The sequence below is a fragment of the Boseongicola sp. genome (genome assembly GCF_057460485.1).
Map to the genome: position 1 here is coordinate 1 of NZ_JBVCWP010000024.1, position 15,589 is coordinate 15,589.

13 protein-coding genes and 5 pseudogenes are annotated in these 15,589 nt (G+C 54.8%); 4 read left to right on the forward strand and 14 right to left on the reverse strand.

What is annotated here, in order from left to right:
* Both AC221Y_RS05420 and AC221Y_RS05425 read right to left on the reverse strand, forming a co-directional pair.
* Positions 1-123: pseudogene (locus tag AC221Y_RS05420) on the reverse strand (IS6 family transposase); the annotation flags it as partial.
* Between the two features lie 50 nt (positions 124-173).
* Positions 174-422: pseudogene (locus AC221Y_RS05425) on the reverse strand (transposase); the annotation flags it as partial.
* Positions 423-582: 160 nt separating this feature from the next.
* On the opposite strand from AC221Y_RS05425, the gene AC221Y_RS05430 reads away from it, so the two are divergent.
* The 3 genes from AC221Y_RS05430 (at position 583) to AC221Y_RS05440 (ending at position 2,207) form a co-directional block, all read left to right on the forward strand.
* Positions 583-1,356: an ion channel gene (locus AC221Y_RS05430; protein ID WP_299752819.1), complete on the forward strand. Its 774-nt coding sequence runs from the start codon at positions 583-585 to the stop codon at positions 1,354-1,356.
* Between the two features lie 322 nt (positions 1,357-1,678).
* Positions 1,679-1,909 carry a hypothetical protein gene (locus tag AC221Y_RS05435; RefSeq protein ID WP_486706923.1) on the forward strand — a complete coding sequence of 77 codons (231 nt, stop codon included), beginning with the start codon at positions 1,679-1,681 and terminating at the stop codon, positions 1,907-1,909.
* Positions 1,827-2,207, forward strand: coding sequence for a DDE-type integrase/transposase/recombinase (locus tag AC221Y_RS05440; protein ID WP_366141693.1), 381 nt, complete (start codon positions 1,827-1,829; stop codon positions 2,205-2,207). Before AC221Y_RS05435 ends, AC221Y_RS05440 begins: the two co-directional genes overlap by 83 nt.
* On the opposite strand, the gene AC221Y_RS05445 is transcribed toward AC221Y_RS05440, so the two are convergent.
* The 12 genes and pseudogenes from AC221Y_RS05445 to AC221Y_RS05500 all read right to left on the reverse strand — a co-directional run bounded on the left by AC221Y_RS05445 (position 2,144) and on the right by AC221Y_RS05500 (position 14,089).
* Positions 2,144-2,290, reverse strand: coding sequence for a hypothetical protein (locus AC221Y_RS05445; protein WP_299752822.1), 147 nt, complete (start codon positions 2,288-2,290; stop codon positions 2,144-2,146). The two genes, AC221Y_RS05440 and AC221Y_RS05445, sit on opposite strands and share 64 nt — an antisense overlap.
* Positions 2,287-4,740 (reverse strand): type IA DNA topoisomerase, encoded by a 2,454-nt coding sequence (locus AC221Y_RS05450; RefSeq protein ID WP_299752816.1) that lies wholly within the window; start codon positions 4,738-4,740, stop codon positions 2,287-2,289. The genes AC221Y_RS05445 and AC221Y_RS05450 overlap by 4 nt, the downstream gene beginning before the upstream one ends.
* A 217-nt stretch (positions 4,741-4,957) precedes the next feature.
* Positions 4,958-5,666 (reverse strand): annotated as a pseudogene (locus tag AC221Y_RS05455) (IS6 family transposase).
* 58 nt (positions 5,667-5,724) lie between these two features.
* Positions 5,725-6,165 (reverse strand): annotated as a pseudogene (locus AC221Y_RS05460) (IS6 family transposase); the annotation flags it as partial.
* A gap of 203 nt (positions 6,166-6,368) precedes the next feature.
* A complete protein-coding gene (locus tag AC221Y_RS05465) occupies positions 6,369-7,175 on the reverse strand; it encodes an inositol monophosphatase family protein (RefSeq protein WP_299752813.1) in 807 nt (268 codons plus the stop codon).
* Positions 7,172-7,951, reverse strand: a complete 780-nt coding sequence (locus AC221Y_RS05470) for a metallophosphoesterase (RefSeq protein WP_299752810.1) — start codon at positions 7,949-7,951, stop codon at positions 7,172-7,174. The genes AC221Y_RS05465 and AC221Y_RS05470 overlap by 4 nt, the downstream gene beginning before the upstream one ends.
* Before the next feature lie 40 nt (positions 7,952-7,991).
* Entirely contained in the window at positions 7,992-8,804 is an 813-nt protein-coding gene (locus tag AC221Y_RS05475) for a carbohydrate ABC transporter permease (protein ID WP_093975926.1), read from the reverse strand.
* Complete coding sequence (locus tag AC221Y_RS05480; RefSeq protein ID WP_299752802.1) at positions 8,801-9,676, reverse strand: carbohydrate ABC transporter permease; 876 nt, start codon at positions 9,674-9,676, stop codon at positions 8,801-8,803. Before AC221Y_RS05480 ends, AC221Y_RS05475 begins: the two co-directional genes overlap by 4 nt.
* Positions 9,677-9,766: 90 nt before the next feature.
* Positions 9,767-11,053 carry an ABC transporter substrate-binding protein gene (locus AC221Y_RS05485; RefSeq protein WP_299752799.1) on the reverse strand — a complete coding sequence of 429 codons (1,287 nt, stop codon included), beginning with the start codon at positions 11,051-11,053 and terminating at the stop codon, positions 9,767-9,769.
* Between the two features lie 52 nt (positions 11,054-11,105).
* Complete coding sequence (locus AC221Y_RS05490; RefSeq protein WP_486706916.1) at positions 11,106-12,170, reverse strand: ABC transporter ATP-binding protein; 1,065 nt, start codon at positions 12,168-12,170, stop codon at positions 11,106-11,108.
* Positions 12,167-12,946, reverse strand: a complete 780-nt coding sequence (locus AC221Y_RS05495; RefSeq protein ID WP_299752846.1) for a DeoR/GlpR family DNA-binding transcription regulator — start codon at positions 12,944-12,946, stop codon at positions 12,167-12,169. Before AC221Y_RS05495 ends, AC221Y_RS05490 begins: the two co-directional genes overlap by 4 nt.
* Before the next feature lie 395 nt (positions 12,947-13,341).
* Positions 13,342-14,089: pseudogene (locus tag AC221Y_RS05500) on the reverse strand (IS6 family transposase).
* Between the two features lie 489 nt (positions 14,090-14,578).
* Here AC221Y_RS05500 and AC221Y_RS05505 point away from each other — a divergent pair.
* On the forward strand, positions 14,579-15,544 hold the full coding sequence (locus tag AC221Y_RS05505; protein ID WP_299752843.1) for a substrate-binding domain-containing protein: 966 nt from the start codon (positions 14,579-14,581) through the stop codon (positions 15,542-15,544).
* Positions 15,545-15,589: the final 45 nt, after the last annotated feature.

Genomic DNA, 15,589 nt, shown 5'->3' on the forward strand with positions numbered 1-15,589 from the left:
CCCACGCTCTGTAAACATTTCCTCCACGTGCAGAAAGCTCAACGGAAAGCGAAAGTAGAGCCAAACAGCACGATGGATCACTGCTGCTGGGAACCGGTGGCGGGAATAGGAAATCTTGCTCATTCAACTGCGCTAACCTGTTCGCGCGAGATCGTCGATTTAACGTGTCAATGCCGCCGCAGTGGCTGCTTGAACACCATGCCCAGCGTCAGGCAAAGCTTGATCGCCAAATCCGATTAGACAGCCTGACCACCAGGCGTCATTCGCGGTGGTGCCGCCCACAAAGCGAGCGCGTCATCGCTGATCCAGACCGTCAGATCACCGCGTTGCCGCAGGCTTTCATCGTACTCGGCCCAGTTGGTCACCGGATGCCTCTGCGTCAGGATCTTGTCACGGCGATCGGCGTTGAATTTGTGCGGCATCTATAGCACCCTCAAGGAAACAGGCCGCGTCGATATCAGCGGAGCGCAGGTCCGTGTAACAACGTCGCGGGTAAGCGCGATTTGAGCCCGCCGTGCGGCTGCGCCTCCCATTGCGCGATGGGAAGCACCGGTTCGGAGCGCAGGATTTGGGGGCAATGCAATGGAAAACCTTAAGAAGTCGATTGACCTGTTATATACTGGCGCAAGTAAAAAGGCAGCGATGTTTCGCTACCTCCTGATCGGCTTTGATGTCTCCACAATCGTGTTCTTTATCGCCACTGTCCCTCGTGACCCGACGGCTGCGATCCTTGCCGCTGATTTCGTTATCGGGGCACTAATCTTGGCCGACTTTCTCTCACGCCTGTGGATTGCCCCCAATCGAGCGCTGATGCTTCGCCAAATCTACACTGTGACGGACGTCGTGGTCATATTGTCGCTCTTGCTGGCACCGCTAGTATCGCAGAGTTTTGGGTTCCTAAGAGTCTTGCGGACCTTGCGCCTGCTACATTCTTACCACGTTCTGCGCGACCTGCGCCGCGACACGCCGTTCTTCCGCCGCAATGAGGATGTCATCGTAAGTTCAGTCAATCTTGGCGTCTTCATCTTCTTCATGAGTACCCTCGTTTTTGTGCTGAGGGCTGATCATAACCCAGACATCGTGGGCTATGTAGATGCGCTCTACTTCACCGTGTCCGCTCTGACGACCACCGGCTTTGGCGATATCGTCCTGACCGGCCCCATAGGACGGCTCTTGGCAGTGGTCATCATGGTCGCTGGTGTCGCATTGTTCTTGCGTCTGGCTCAGACCGTTTTCCGGCCCAACAAGCTGCGTTACAAATGTTCGGAGTGCGGCCTCAACCGGCACGAAACTGACGCGGTACACTGCAAGCATTGTGGCCATCAGCTCAAGATCGAGACTGGAGGTGCCTCCTGAATTCGACCTATGGTGCGCCGCGGCGTGGTCGGCGATAGTCCTGTTTTTGCGGTGCCGTCAACGGTTATGATCTGCGGTGGTCTGAAAGATCGTGATTGTAATCCGCGGCCCTGCGACGAGATCGGATAGATCTGCGAGCAGAACCAGATTGAATGCATCGGACGGGTCGGCGCTCAGGCAAGGCTGCAGTTACCCAAGGCTTGATCAGTGTTGGCACAAGGCGACCTCTTTTCTCATCAGGTAGAGACGCGACAGTCGCGTTCGACTGGCTCAGACGGCATCGTCAACTTGCGGGGCTTGTTCTGAAATCGTACCGACCGACATGACAAAAGCCAAACATTCCGGCGCCTTCAAAGGCCACCGTTTCCCGCCTGAGATCATTGCATATGTGGTCTGGTCCTATTTTCGGTTTCCCTTGAGACTACGCGATGTCGAGGATTTACTTACGGCGCGCGGCATCATCGTGAGCTATGAGACGATCCGGAAGTGGGTTCGCAAATTTGGGTACAAAGTATGCCGCTTCCATCCGGCGGGACCGGCCTGCGTCGTCTGAAAAATGGCACCTTGATGACGTGGTCATTCCTATCCGCGGGCGCAAATTTCGGCTTTGGCGCGCGATCGACAGCAATGGCCCCTCTTCGCTGCAAGCAGCGACTGTCGGGCAACGGACGTTTTCGATATTCTGGTTCAATCTCGGCGCAACACTCGCGCAGCGAAACGCTTTTTTGCGCAAGCTATTCAAGCAATACAGGCGGCCGCGCGTTGTGATCACGGACAAGCTCGGCAGCTATAGTGCGGCTTTGAAAAGCCTCGCGCCCGCCATCAGTTTCGGCAGCCGGACCAGATTGTAGGCCGCGACAGCGAACAGTTCCCCCGATCTGCGGTCCGAGCCTTCGCGGCGCAATAGCGAGGCAGCGCTCAACATCATCTTCACAGCCATCCCTTGGATTTGAACACGGTCAGATCAACACCGGGCGGCGCATACCATCCGCCAGCAGTGTATCTGGCGCCGAGCTTTTGCGCGATATCCTTGTTGCCATAAGGAATTCGCAGTGGCGTGTTTGCTGCGGCATCCCGCTGCTCGGAAGCCGACGGACTCCTCGCATCCACCAAAGCGGCGGTTGTCTTGGGTCTTTCCGCCCGCTTCGTTGACTTAGCGGATTTTGTCGCTGTTGGTTTAGTATTCTTCTCGCCGCTTTTGCGGCGGTCATTGCCAGGCTTTGCGCTTTGGTTCTTGTCAATCCAGACGGACATAGCGGAAGAGCTTGTCTTGGCCTCGTCGGGTATCGCAACACCTTTTTCTCGCGAGATACTCTCGGCGAATTTTAATTGTGCTGGACTTACCGGTCTTACTCCAGCACCTCCCATCGTTTTCCCATCAACGCCCTCAGCTTTCTTGGGGGCGTGTTTCTCGAGGAACCCGCGGCAGACAGATCCCGATTTTGTGTAACCGGCTGGAGGCTTGATGCCCTTCTGGCGAGCTATGCTGTCGGCGAAACGCTTCATTGCGGGTGTTGGTGGCCGTCCACCGCCCGCGCCGTCGGATGCAAAGCCGAGCAAAGACGAGACACCGCCCGGCGGGCCTTCCACGAGCTTGCCGATAATTCGCTGGGCGACGTCACAAACGGCATCGATGGCACCAATCATCTCCTGCTTGCCAACGACGACATCGTCGAGCAGACACTCGAGTTGCGCCGTCACGCCAGGGTCGACCAAGGCCGGGTCGGCCTCTTGGAGAACGCCAAACAACTTCAACCCGGTTGTGGTGGGTACGATGTTCTTGCCCTGGAGCATCAGAAAATCCTGCCGTTTCAACCCACCGATGACCTCGGCGCGGGTCGCCGGCGTACCGATGCCCTTGGCTTCCTTCAGCCTGTCGCGCAAAACCTCGTCATCGACAAAGCGCCAGGCCTGCTGCATCGCTTCGATCAGAGTGCCTTCATTATAGCGCGGCGGTGGTCGGGTTTCCTTGTCCTCGACGGCCGCATTCCGCAATCGCGTGGTCTCGCCGTTTCGCATCTGAGGAAGCAACTGCGCGTCATCGCCCCTTTCGTCGGCCGGTTTCCATTCCGGGAATGCCGCGCGCCAACCGAGATCAATGGGTTGGCGGCCGGTCGCCTTGAAAGGAAAGCCGACCACATCGAGCGTTGCAGTTGTCTGACAATAGCGGAAATTCGGCATGATGGCGGCCAGGTACACCCGCGCGATCACGTCAAACAGTTTTTTTTCGTCGCCCGAAAGGCGCGGCCAGACTTCGCGCAAGCCCTCGATGGTGTTGACGTTAGGGATGACCGCGTGGTGGCTGGCCCCCTCCAATCCCTTGTCGTGGAAAGTGCCGCTCTTACCCTTGCGGATGATCGGCTGCGCTGGCACGGGGATCGCGCTGAACGATTGCCCCGCTTGCAGCCCGGCGACGATCCGCGGCACGTCCCCGATCAAGCTCTCGGGAAGGTAGCGCACTTCCGCACGAGGATAGGTAATGATCTTCTTGCCCTGGCCGTCATAGAGTTCCTGAGCGATCTCGAGAGTCTTTGCCGCGGCCCAGCCGAAGCGCGAGGCACAGAGTTTCTGGAGTGACGGCAGATCGTGCAGTTTCGGCGGTTGTTGGCGCTTGTCCTCGACACGCACGCCGAGCGGTCCCTCGAATTTACGGGCCGCCACGACCACGGTCTCGGCAACCTCGCGTTCAAGAATGCGTTCCCGTGGTGCATGTCGCATCTTGAATTCACCGCCCTCGACCATGGCCGTGGCGACAATCTCGAAATAGGTGACGGGAATGAAATCGCGAACTTCCAGTTCGCGCTTGCAGACGATCGCCAGCGTCGGGGTTTTCACACGCCCAACCCCGATGACGCCCCGGGCGCCCTTGCCAAGGATGACGGTCGCAGTGCGGGTCAGTGACAAATTGTAAATCTGATCGGCCTGGCGACGTGCGACCGCAGCTGCGTAAAGCCGGGCGTATTCTGAATTAGGTTCGGCACGATCGAATGACTGGCGAATGGTCTGAGCGTCCTGGGCTGTAAACAGCACACGCATGACCTGGCCTCGATAATTGTAATGCTCAAGAATCTCTTGGCCGATGAGTTGCCCCTCACGATCGCAATCGGTGGCGAGCCAGACCCGCTTGGCCGAGCGTAGTGCCTCGCGAATGGCTTTGAGTTTGGCCGCTTTGTTGCCGCCTTTTGCCGGCTGTGTGCCATAGAGTTCCTGAGGGCGCAGCAGGACCGGGGACCAGCGCTTCCACTCTGGCGCCACATCCTCTGGTTCGAGCAAGTCGAACAAATGCCCCTCGGCGGGAAGAACCATGCCGTAGCGAGACCCAATGGCGGCGCGAACGTCCTTCGCCTGGCTGGTTTTCTCGGTGATGACGATCTGGTCTGCCATGACGAGCCCGTTCAGAATAATGAATTCAACAATTGAGAACGTAAAGTGAACATCTATTATTCGCAACCCAACTTTTGACTGGTTTACACAAATCGGCAATCCACGACCCCAAAAACAAGGAGGCCCTGGACCGCAGACAACCTGCGCAAGTTTATTGACTTGCGTTGGTGCTGTCAGACGAATGCGAACTCGTCTCAGTTTTCCAGTCGGGTTTAATTCAGGTCGCGCCCAACTGACGCCGCTCAGCGAGAGCGGCGGCGCGGTTGAGCTTGAAATTGCAGCGTGAGTGAAGGTGACGTTCCTGGTTGAAATGGTTGTGAGCTTACGAATGAACGGCGACGAATTTCTGTGGGGTTTGCATCTTTCTGAGGCGCGACATTGCTCGTTCTCGTCGGCGAAACGGAAGATGAGAATTCTCAGCCCGGTTATTCAGCCAGCGTCCGGTTTCTTGGCGATCTGCGTTGCCGATGACCTTCATCGCGGCGCCGTAAGACCGCAGTAGATCAGTCACGATGACATGTGGTGGCCCAAAGCGCTTCATTGTTTTCCTGAGGAATTTCAACGCCGCCTTGCGGTCGCGGCGCTTGCTGACATAGCTTTCCAGAATTTCACCTTCGTGATCTACAGCCCGCCACAAGTAGTGCGTTTCTCCGTTGATCTTCACGAAAACCTCGTCCAGATGTCATTGCCAATTCGAATGTGTGCGAAGTTGCTGAACCCGCTTCCTTCGGATCTCCACGGCGAACAATGGCCCAAACCGGTTCCACCAGAAACGGACCGTTTCATGGCTGATATCGATCCCGCGTTCGTGCAGCAGATCCTCCACATTCCGGAGTGACAGGGGGGTACCGAACGTAAAGAATCACCGCCAGGAGGATGATGTCGGGAGACGTTTTGAAGTACTTGAATGGGTCGCGTTTTGTCATCCGGCGACGCTAGATGTGCCACTTACACACTTCAACCAAGCTTCCTCTGACAGTGCCCGCGCGGCCGCCCGTATTGCTTGAATAGCTTGCGCAAAAAAGCGTTTCGCTGCGCGAGTGTTGCGCCGAGATTGAACCAGAATATCGAGAACGACCGTTGCCCGGCAGTCGCTGCTTGCAGCGATGAATAGGAACTATTGCTGTCGATCGCGCGCCAAAGCCGGAATTTGCGCCAGCGGATAGGAATGACCACTTCATCAAGGTGCCATTTATCAGACGGCGCAGGCCGATCCCGCCGGATGGAAGCGGCACACTTTTTACCAAATTTGCCAACCCACTTCCGGATCGTCTCATAGCTCACGATGATGCCGCGCGCCGCAAGTAGATCCTCGACATCACGTAGGCTCAAGGGAAACCGAAAATAGGACCAGACCGCATATGCAATGACCTCAGGCGGGAAACGGTGGCCTTTGAGGGCACCGGAATGTTTGGCTTTTGTCATGTCGGTCTGTACGATTTCAAAACAGGCTCCACGAGTTGACGATGCCCTTTGGAGCGAATATTTTGCCTGATTGATCGCTTAGATTTTGGGAACTTAGCGCCTCGTTCAAACTGCTCAAATTAACATGACAGTACCGCCGGCACATGCCTTGCAGTCAATTCGTCCGCGCACTGATGTTGTTGGCGACAAGTTCGCGGTTAGACCTAAAGCTCTAGCGTGGCACCAAAGTCGACGATAGGCGCGACGGCCTGAAGAAACTCTGGCGTGCCGCAAGCAAAGCGCAATTTCGACGACAGATCCGTATTCTTCCAGTCTACGGTGCTGCGAATGCCGATTTGGTCCAATATGGGCAGTGCAGCCATGAGATCCCAAGACGATTCACCGATGCCAAGATACCCATCGACCTGGCCAAGGGCCACCTCGATAAGCGACAGCGTCGCCGAACCACAGCAGCGAAACGACATGCCGGCATCTTCCAAGACGAAACGCAAAGTCTCAAGTCGCAGCTCAACCGGGATGACCGGGTGAAACCCGACGCCACAAGAGGCGCGGGAACTATCAAGGCCGCTGCGCTGCGCCAGCCTTTCTCCATTCAGGGTGCTCGCCAGTCCTATGCCACCCACAAGTATCTGCGACCTCAGGGGCGCGAAGATGACGCCGAAGGTTGGCTGCCCAGCCTCATAGAGTCCAATTGAAATTGCCCATTGATCGCCACCGCGGACAAAATTGAACGTGCCGTCAATCGGATCAACGACCCACGTGCGACCGCTTGTGCCTTGGTGCGCGGCCCCTTCTTCGCCGAAAATGCCATCTTCAGGAAACGCCTTGGCAAGCCCTTCGGTTAAAAAGCGTTCGACGTCCTGATCGGCGGCGGTCACCAGATCAAGGTGTCCTTTTGACTCCACCGGCACGGTGCTTAGTGCCTCGAAGTGGCGCAGGGCGACGGCCCCGGCATCGCGCGCAAGTTGTTCAACAGCAGCGACGCTGGATTTCTCAAGTGGCGGGGTCAAAGCGCGACATACCGGGTATGAACGGTCATGGCAGCGGCCTCCTCTATCCGATGAATGAAATATGCAAATGGCTCGTCCACATCTGATGGCTCCGGTGCGTTATGGGCCAATTTCAACGCGTGTTGGAAGGAAGGCCCGCCGCTGACCGCACACCAGATGCCGTTCCAGAGCGTCTGGAACGGTCGGTGAATATGGCCCGACAAGATCCTGACCGGACCGGAGTATTGGGCAATAAGCTTTTCAAATTTCGAATGCCCGTCTTTCAACGCCATTTGATCAAGCTTTGTGATCGTTGACGGAAACGCGGGGTGGTGCATCAGGATCAGTGTCAGTCGCTCTGTCGGATTAGCCAGCCGTTCAGCAAGCCAATCGATTTGGCTGTCATCAAGGCCGCCGGTGACCTGACCTTCGATCAGCGTATCAAGCGCAATAATCCGCAGATCACCGCAGGACGCTTCGTAATCCAGTTTTGACCCTGGCCCGAAAGGAAGCGAATCTTCAAAGGCAGCTCTGAAGCCCTGACGCGCATCGTGGTTTCCCGGAACCGCGAAAATCGGAACTTTGATGGGCGACAAAATATCCTTCACAAGGGCATAGTCTTCCGCCGAGCCGCCGTCCGCCAGATCGCCCGTGATCATCACCGCATCAATGCAGGGTGAGAAATTGGCAATATCGGCGATAACCTTGCGTGTGGCCTGGACAATATCGGGACGTACCAGCGAAGTTTCCGGCGCGTCCGCGAAGACATGAAAATCGGATGTGTGCGCAATTAGCAATTTAGGGGTTCCACTGTGTTTTCTGGCATTGGACGCATCGTTATTTGATGCCAGCGCGCATAAAATTGGCGACGAACTGGCGTTGGAAAATAATAAAGGCAATGATGAGAGGCGCGGTGGTCATCAGCGTTGCTGCATTCACCAGAGACCATTCGACACCGCTATCTACAGTGGCAAAAACACTTAGGCCAACGGTCAACGGGCGCACCTCTGGTGAGTTGGTCACGATCAAAGGCCACAGGAAGTTGTTCCAATGAAAGCTGATCGAAACCAGCGAATAGGCCAGATAAACAGGCCACGCCAACGGCACATAGACATTCCACAAAACGCGCCATGCACCCGCGCCCTCGATTTGGGCCGCTTCATCCAGCGACTTCGGCACTGTTAGGAAAGTCTGGCGCAGCAGGAAAATGCCGAACGCCGAAGTTAGATAAGGCAGGGCGATCCCGATTATCGTGTCTGTCAACCCAACGCGTGAAAGCGTCAAATAATTCTCGACGATCAAAATCTCCGGCGAGATCAAAAGTTGCACCATGATCAGCGCAAACAGAAAGCCCGCCCAGCGGAATTTGTAGCGCACAAAGGCATAAGCAACCAGCGTACACAATATCAGGTTTGCGACCAGAACAATGGTGATCAGGATCATCGTATTTGCAAAGTAGAGCGAAAAGGGTGCGGACTGCCAAGCCTCGATGAAGTTTTCAAATGTCCATGGCGCGCCTAACTGGAAGTTGGCTGAATATTTTTCGTCGTGGAACGCAGTCCAGACGGAATAAATGAACGGTAGCGCCCAAAGAGCCGCGAACACGACGCCCATTGTCGATAACAGAATTCTGTTCAAGCCGCGGTTCATTGGTAGTGCGCTTTTCTGTTTAAAACCCAGTATTGCACGATGGCCAGCAGCCCAAGCAGGCAGACCATCAACACGGTCAGGGTTGCACCATAGGCGAAGTCTCTTTGACGGAACGTCACTTCGTAAATATAGTAGAGTAAGAGCGCGCTGGAGTTGTTCGGCCCGCCTTCGGTCATAACGATGACGTGGTCCACAAGCCGAAACGCATTGATCAGCGCATTGACCGCTACAAAAATTGTTGTTGGCCGCAAAAGCGGCATCACGACATCCCAGAAAACCCTCAATGCGCTTGCGCCCTCAAGCTTGGCTGCGTCCTTCAGGTTTGTTGGCACAGACTGCAAAGCGGCCAGATAGAATATCATGAACAGCCCGGCTTCTTTCCACACGGCGACAAACATCATGGACGCCAGCGCTGTGTCTGTACGGCCAAGGAAGTTGATCGATGGCATCCCAAACACTTCGAGGATCTGAGAGGCAAGGCCGATGCCGGGCGCGTAAAAAAACAGCCAGATATTGGCGACCGCAATCATCGGCAGCATCGTCGGCATGAAGAACGAAAGCCGCATCAAGGTTGTTCCCGGAAGCCTTGAATTCACCAAAAGCGCCATGCCAATCGAAAGACCGATCGCCAGCGGGATGGTGCCAAGCGCGTAGATCGTGCTGTTGATCAGAATTTGTGCCAGGCGGTCGTCTTCCATTAACGCCTGATAGTTTTCGATCCCTGAAAAACGCGAAGGGCGACGCGAACTGCTATTGTTCCAAAAGGAATTTATCAGTGCCTGAATGGCAGGATAATGGGTGAACGCGACCAGCAGCGAACACGGAATGACCAACATGATCACTGCCAGTCGAATTGACAATCGGTTGTTCATTGCGTGTCACCTTGCTGCGAGTGCGTTCGAAAAGGCAGGTGAGCCCTGCGCAAACACGGTTTCTGCGCAGAGCGGATTTTTGGTATCGCCTTACTTATATTCACTCAGAATCTTGTCCGCGCCCTCTTGGGCTTTGGCCAACGCCTCTGCTGGCTCGGCGTTTCCGGTCACGACGCTTTCGATCGCATCAACCAGATACTGTGTGACCTTGGCGCGCTGGAACGTCGCGAATTCACGTTCAGCATAAGCAAGCTGGTCCAGTGCTACCAAAGCCTGTGGCAGGCGTTCGGCATAGGCCTTCATCTCTGGCGTTTCCCATGTATCAGGACGCGGAGCGACATAGCCAGTCGCAATGCTCCATTTGGCCGCACTTTCGGGAGATGTCATGAACTTGATAAAGTCCAGCGCGGCTTCACGCTCTTCTTCTGTCGTGTCCTGGAACACGTAGAAGTTGCCGCCACCGATTGGTGCACCCGGCCCATCACCACCCGGAAGGAAGCCAACGCCCCAGTCGAATTCCGCGTTCTCCTCGATGAAGGCAAGGTTGCCTGTCGAGGTCCACATCGAAGCGGTTTGACCTTCAAGAAATGCCTTTGGCGTATCACCCCAAGTGATTCCACCCGGCGCCATGACTTCTTCTTCAGCCAGCCTCAGAAGAAACTCCAACGATGCCAAAGTCGCGGGCGTGTCCATCCGCGCCTCAATACCGGTTTCTGTGGTCAGTACATCGCCTTTAGAGACGACCAGACCACCGAAAAGCCACGCTCCTCCGAGACCAAGCGTCGGGATGCGTGTGCCCCAGCGGGTCACGTTTCCGTTGTCGTCCTTCACCGTGAGCGCCTTACCAACCTCGATCATCTCGTCCCAGGTCTTTGGTGGTGCTTCAGGATCAAGTCCAGCTTCGCGGAATGCGTCTTTGTTATAGTAGTAAACCGGCGTCGAGCGCTGAAACGGGATGGCGTAGGTTTTGCCTTCAAACTGAGCGTCCGACATGAATGCGGGATAGAAACCAGAAATCCATTCCTTGTCTTCTTCCGAATTCGCGATGTCCGAAATTGGTAGGATCACGTCTTCTTCGATCAACGTGAAAAGGTCGATCGACAGAAGAACGGCCACCTGCGGCGGTTGGCCTGCGTTGGCTGCGGTCAGCGCCTTGGTTGTCGTTTCTTCGTAGTTGCCCGCATAGACCGCTTTCACAGTGTGCTGCGGATTAGCCGCCGCCCATTCGTCTGTTAGGGCTTGGATCGTTTCCACTGCCGGAGCGTTCACACCCACCGGAAAGTAGAACTCCAGATCGGCTGCAGACACTGAAGCCGCACCGGTCAACGTCAACGCCGTTGCGCCCAGCAGCGTCGCGTAGGATTTCAATTTAGTCATGTCTTCTCCTCCTTTTATTTCGTGAAATGCCGGCGGTTGAATCCCCAGTCGATTATGATGATGTTAAAACTCGCTTGCCTGTACGTTTCGAAAATAGATGCGTCGCACTTTGCGTCCAGCCGACGGTGATCTCTTCTTCCAGAGATGGCAGGGTATCGCCGGAGTGAGATAGGATGAAGCTCGCACCAGATTTCGACGTCAGATGCAGCAACGAGACGCTGCCCTCATATTCTATGCTGGTGATCCGGCACGAGGCGGAATAGTCCGCGCCACCAGCAGGGAACTGCATGCTTTCCGGACGTACGCCAATCAAAAGATCGGCTGGGTCATTGCCATATGACGCGGCCACTCCATCTGGAAGACTGACGTCTGCGACCGGTAACAGGTTCATTGGCGGCGTGCCGATGAAACCTGCTGAAAATACAGTGGCGGGCACATCATAAAGCTCTTTCGGAGTGCCCACCTGTTCGACCCGGCCTGCGTTCATCAATACGACAGTGTCGGACATCGACAGGGCCTCACTTTGGTCGTGAGTTACATAAACGACGGTAATCCCAAGAGATTTGTTCAGGGCCCTGATTTCGCTGCGAATTTCAGTGCGCAGCTTTGCATCAAGATTGGACAACGGTTCGTCCATTAAAACCAATGGGCGCTCTGACACAAGAACGCGCGCAAGCGCGACGCGCTGTTGTTGCCCACCGGATAGCTGCGCGGGCTTTCGATCCAAAAGCGGCCCAAGTGACATCAACTCTGCTACGCGTTCAAGAGAGGCTTCCCGTACCGGTTTCGCAACCTTTCGAACTTTCAGGCCGTAGGCGATATTTTCTGCGACCGTCATGTGGGGAAATAGAGCATAGTTCTGAAAGACCATGCCTATATTGCGCTGGTCGGCAGGCACTTTGGTGACGTCTTTGCCGTCGATCAGGATGCTTCCACCGCTGACTTCGTCCAAGCCTGACACCAGCCGAAGTGCTGTACTTTTTCCGCACCCTGATGGTCCCAGGAGTGTCAGGAAACCACCGGGCTCAATATCAAAATCAATGCCAGTCAGAACCTCTGTGGGCCCCCAACTTTTCTTTAGCCCCTTAACACTCAGTGACGCGCCAGTGCTTTTCATACCAGCACCAGCTCTAGATTGGCGTCTTCAAGTTGTGCGAGGATTTCATCGTCGACCTCCTGGTTTGTAACGATGCCAGAAATCTGGTCGAACCGGGCAGTTTGCATAAAGGCGTTTGGCTTAAACTTGCTTGTGTCGGCCACGACATAGCGGCGGCGCGTGTTGGAAATCACTTCTTTTTGCATCTGCGCATAGGCTTCGCTGGCGACACTGATTGAGCGCCTGTCGACGTCAATCGCCGAGCAACACAAGAAGGCGATGTCAAATGAGAGCGACCGCAGCGCTGAAATAGCCAAAGTGCCCGTAAATGAATCGTTCACAGGCTGGTATGAGCCGCCAATCGTATAGAATTGCGCAATTCGCTGGGCCTGCAAAAGGTTCGCGACCCCAAGCGACGTCGTGACATAGGTGCAGCTTGGTTTTTTGTGGGCAACTGCCGCAATGGCGTGCGCGGTCGTTCCTGCATCAAGAAAAACCACTTCGTCGCCCGCCAGTAACTCGATAGAAGCCTGTCCAATACGTCGCTTTTCCTCGGCACCAACCGACTTTCGCTCTTCGTTCGAAAGGTCGACCATGACGCTGGAATTTGTCAGCACACCCCCATGGGTACGCACAACAGAGCCTTGTTCATCAAGGGCTTTTAAATCACGCCGAATAGTCGCCTCGGAAACGCTGAACAGATCACTCAGATCTCGACTGCTCATCGAGCCGTTAGAGCGAACAAGTTCTGCGATTTTTCGACGCCGTACGGCAGCAAGGTCAAATTGTTCCGACATATCCACCCCCCCGTGAAGTCGTTGCAAGGGCTTTAAAAAGCCAATTATCGTCACCAACGACCAAGATCGTTCATAAACCATCACAAACGATCATTCAAGTTTTTTTGATATGCGTACCGCCATGCGTCGAATGAAGATCAACGTGCCAGTCTAGCCGGGCGATTTGGTCTTTAGATTCTTGAGGGGAAGATCACAGGCGCAAGGCAAAACTGTTCTGCTGGTGCTGTCAGACGGATGAGAACTGGTCTCAGTTCGCCACCGAATGCCGGAACTTATGCCGAACGGATTTGGCGCCACTCGGAGAGAGCAGCGGCTCGGTTGGCCTTGAAATTGTCGCGTGTGGGTACTGTCATGTTAATTTGAGCAATTTGAACGAGGCGCTAAGTTCCCAAAATCTAAGCGATCAATTCGGCGGAATATTCGCTCCAAAGACTGTGTGCATCTGATCTAGCATGTCGGTATGAAATGGCGGAAAGGATGTGGCGGCGTGGACGAAAGAGACAAGATATTTGATCGTGGGCTGCTAGAAACATTTGAGCTTGCCTTGGTGATTTGAAGCGCCCGAATATCTTTTCGCGCCTCCTGGTTTGTCTTTGTGAAACCTCGGCTATGTTGTTCAAGCCTTTGTGCCGGCGGTGTTCGACACCCGCGATCAGATTACGTTTCGCGGAACCATAGCTACCCAATTTATCAGTGATGAGAACGCGAGGCTCTCCATAGTGTTTGACCAATTTACGCATTAGACGCTTTGCCGCTTTGGTATTCCTGCGCGATTGAACCAGAATATCGAGAACGTTCGTTGCCCGGCAGTCGCTGCTTGCAGCGATGAGAGGAGCTATTGCTGTCGATCGCGCGCCAAAGCCGGAATTTGCGCCAGCGGATAGGAATGACCACTTCATCAAGGTGCCATTTATCAGACGGCGCAGGCCGGTCCCGCCGGATGGAAGCGGCACACTTTTTACCAAATTTGCCAACCCACTTCCGGATCGTCTCATAGCTCACGATGATGCCGCGCGCCGCAAGTAGATCCTCGACATCGCGTAGGCTCAAGGGAAACCGAAAATAAGACCAGACCGCATATGCAATGATCTCAGGCGGGAAACGGTGGCCTTTGAGGGCGCCGGAATGTTTGGCCTTTGTCATATCGGTCGGTACGATTTCAGAACAAGCCCCGCAAGTTGACGATGCCTCCTGGATACCACCAACAGGTCTGGATGGGCATTATCATCGCGGTGGCAATGCTGCTCCATTTTGAAGTCACAAGAGTCAAGAACTGACTGTGATGCACCGCTGGTGGCATACAGATCAATAAGGAACAGCCAGCTGCCGCTGGCCGCTCCTTTTCTGCTCCAGTTTAAAGCAATTCAATATTGCAAGTTCTTGCATTTAAAAAAGATTATTGCAAAAAAATGACAACAACTATATCTTTTAAGGACTGACACAGGACGAGCCGATTCTATGCGGTCGTTGGTCGCAAGGAGGGGTGCTGACACATATTCGTTGGCGGGAGGATGGCTTCAAAACGGATCTGTCTCTTTTGGCGTCGATGCAATTGCCCTGCAGTTCATCGATGCGAGGATTTTCTGCGATAGGACCCCAAGTCGAAAAACACACCTTTGAAAGGATCAAGAGATGAAGAACTTACCCAGAGTTTTAGCTGCGCTGACATCCAGTGTTGCTTTCGCTTCAGTTGCGAGTGCTCAGGATTGTACGGTGGCGCTAACGATGCCGACACTAAACGCTCCTTATTTTGCGGCAATGGATGCAGCAGTAATTGATGAGGCCGGGAAACTTGGCTGCAAAGTCATTACTTCGGACGCACAGCGCGATATGCTCAAGCAAATCTCGGACATCGAAGATTATGTGGCACAAGGCGTGGATGTCCTGATTGTTAACGCGACAGATGTGGAAGGCATCGTGCCGGCGGTTAACAACGCTGTCGCGGCAGGCGTCACTGTTATTGCTCTGGACACCAGTCTGAGCATGGACGCGAATTACGTTACACTGATTAATTCTCCAAACGTTGGAAACGGAAAGCTTGTTGGCCACTGGCTGGCAAAAGAGCTTGGTGGTGAACCGGCAAACATCGCTGTTCTCTCCGGGAATAAGGGTAATACGGGCGGCGAAGACCGTCGCATGGGCGTGATCTGGGGTCTCGTAGAAGGCCAATTGGTCAACTACGGCAAAGCAACAGTTAACATCGTCGCTCAGGGCTGGGGCGGCTGGTCTCAAGAAGGTGGCTTGACCGCGATGGAGGATCTTCTAACGGCTCATCCTGAGATAAACGTCGTTTATGGTGAAAACGACAGCATGGTTCTCGGCGCACACATCGCAGTAAAAGCTGCGGGTCGTGATGATATCTTGCTTCTGGCGGCCGCAGATGGTCAGCGGGAGGCATATGAGCTGATCGTAGCTGGTGAGTATGGCGCAACCGGCTTGAACGATCCGGACGTGCTTGCGCGGCTGGCCGTGAAATTCGGACTGGAGCACTCACGGGGAGAGTTGCCTGCTGATTTTCCGAAACACTATGTTACCGAGCCTGCAGTTATCAGCAGCGAAAACATAGATGAATATTACAACCCTGAATCGGTGTTCTAGGGTGATTGGAGGCGGAGCTCCTCCCGCTCCGTCTCCATTTTCATA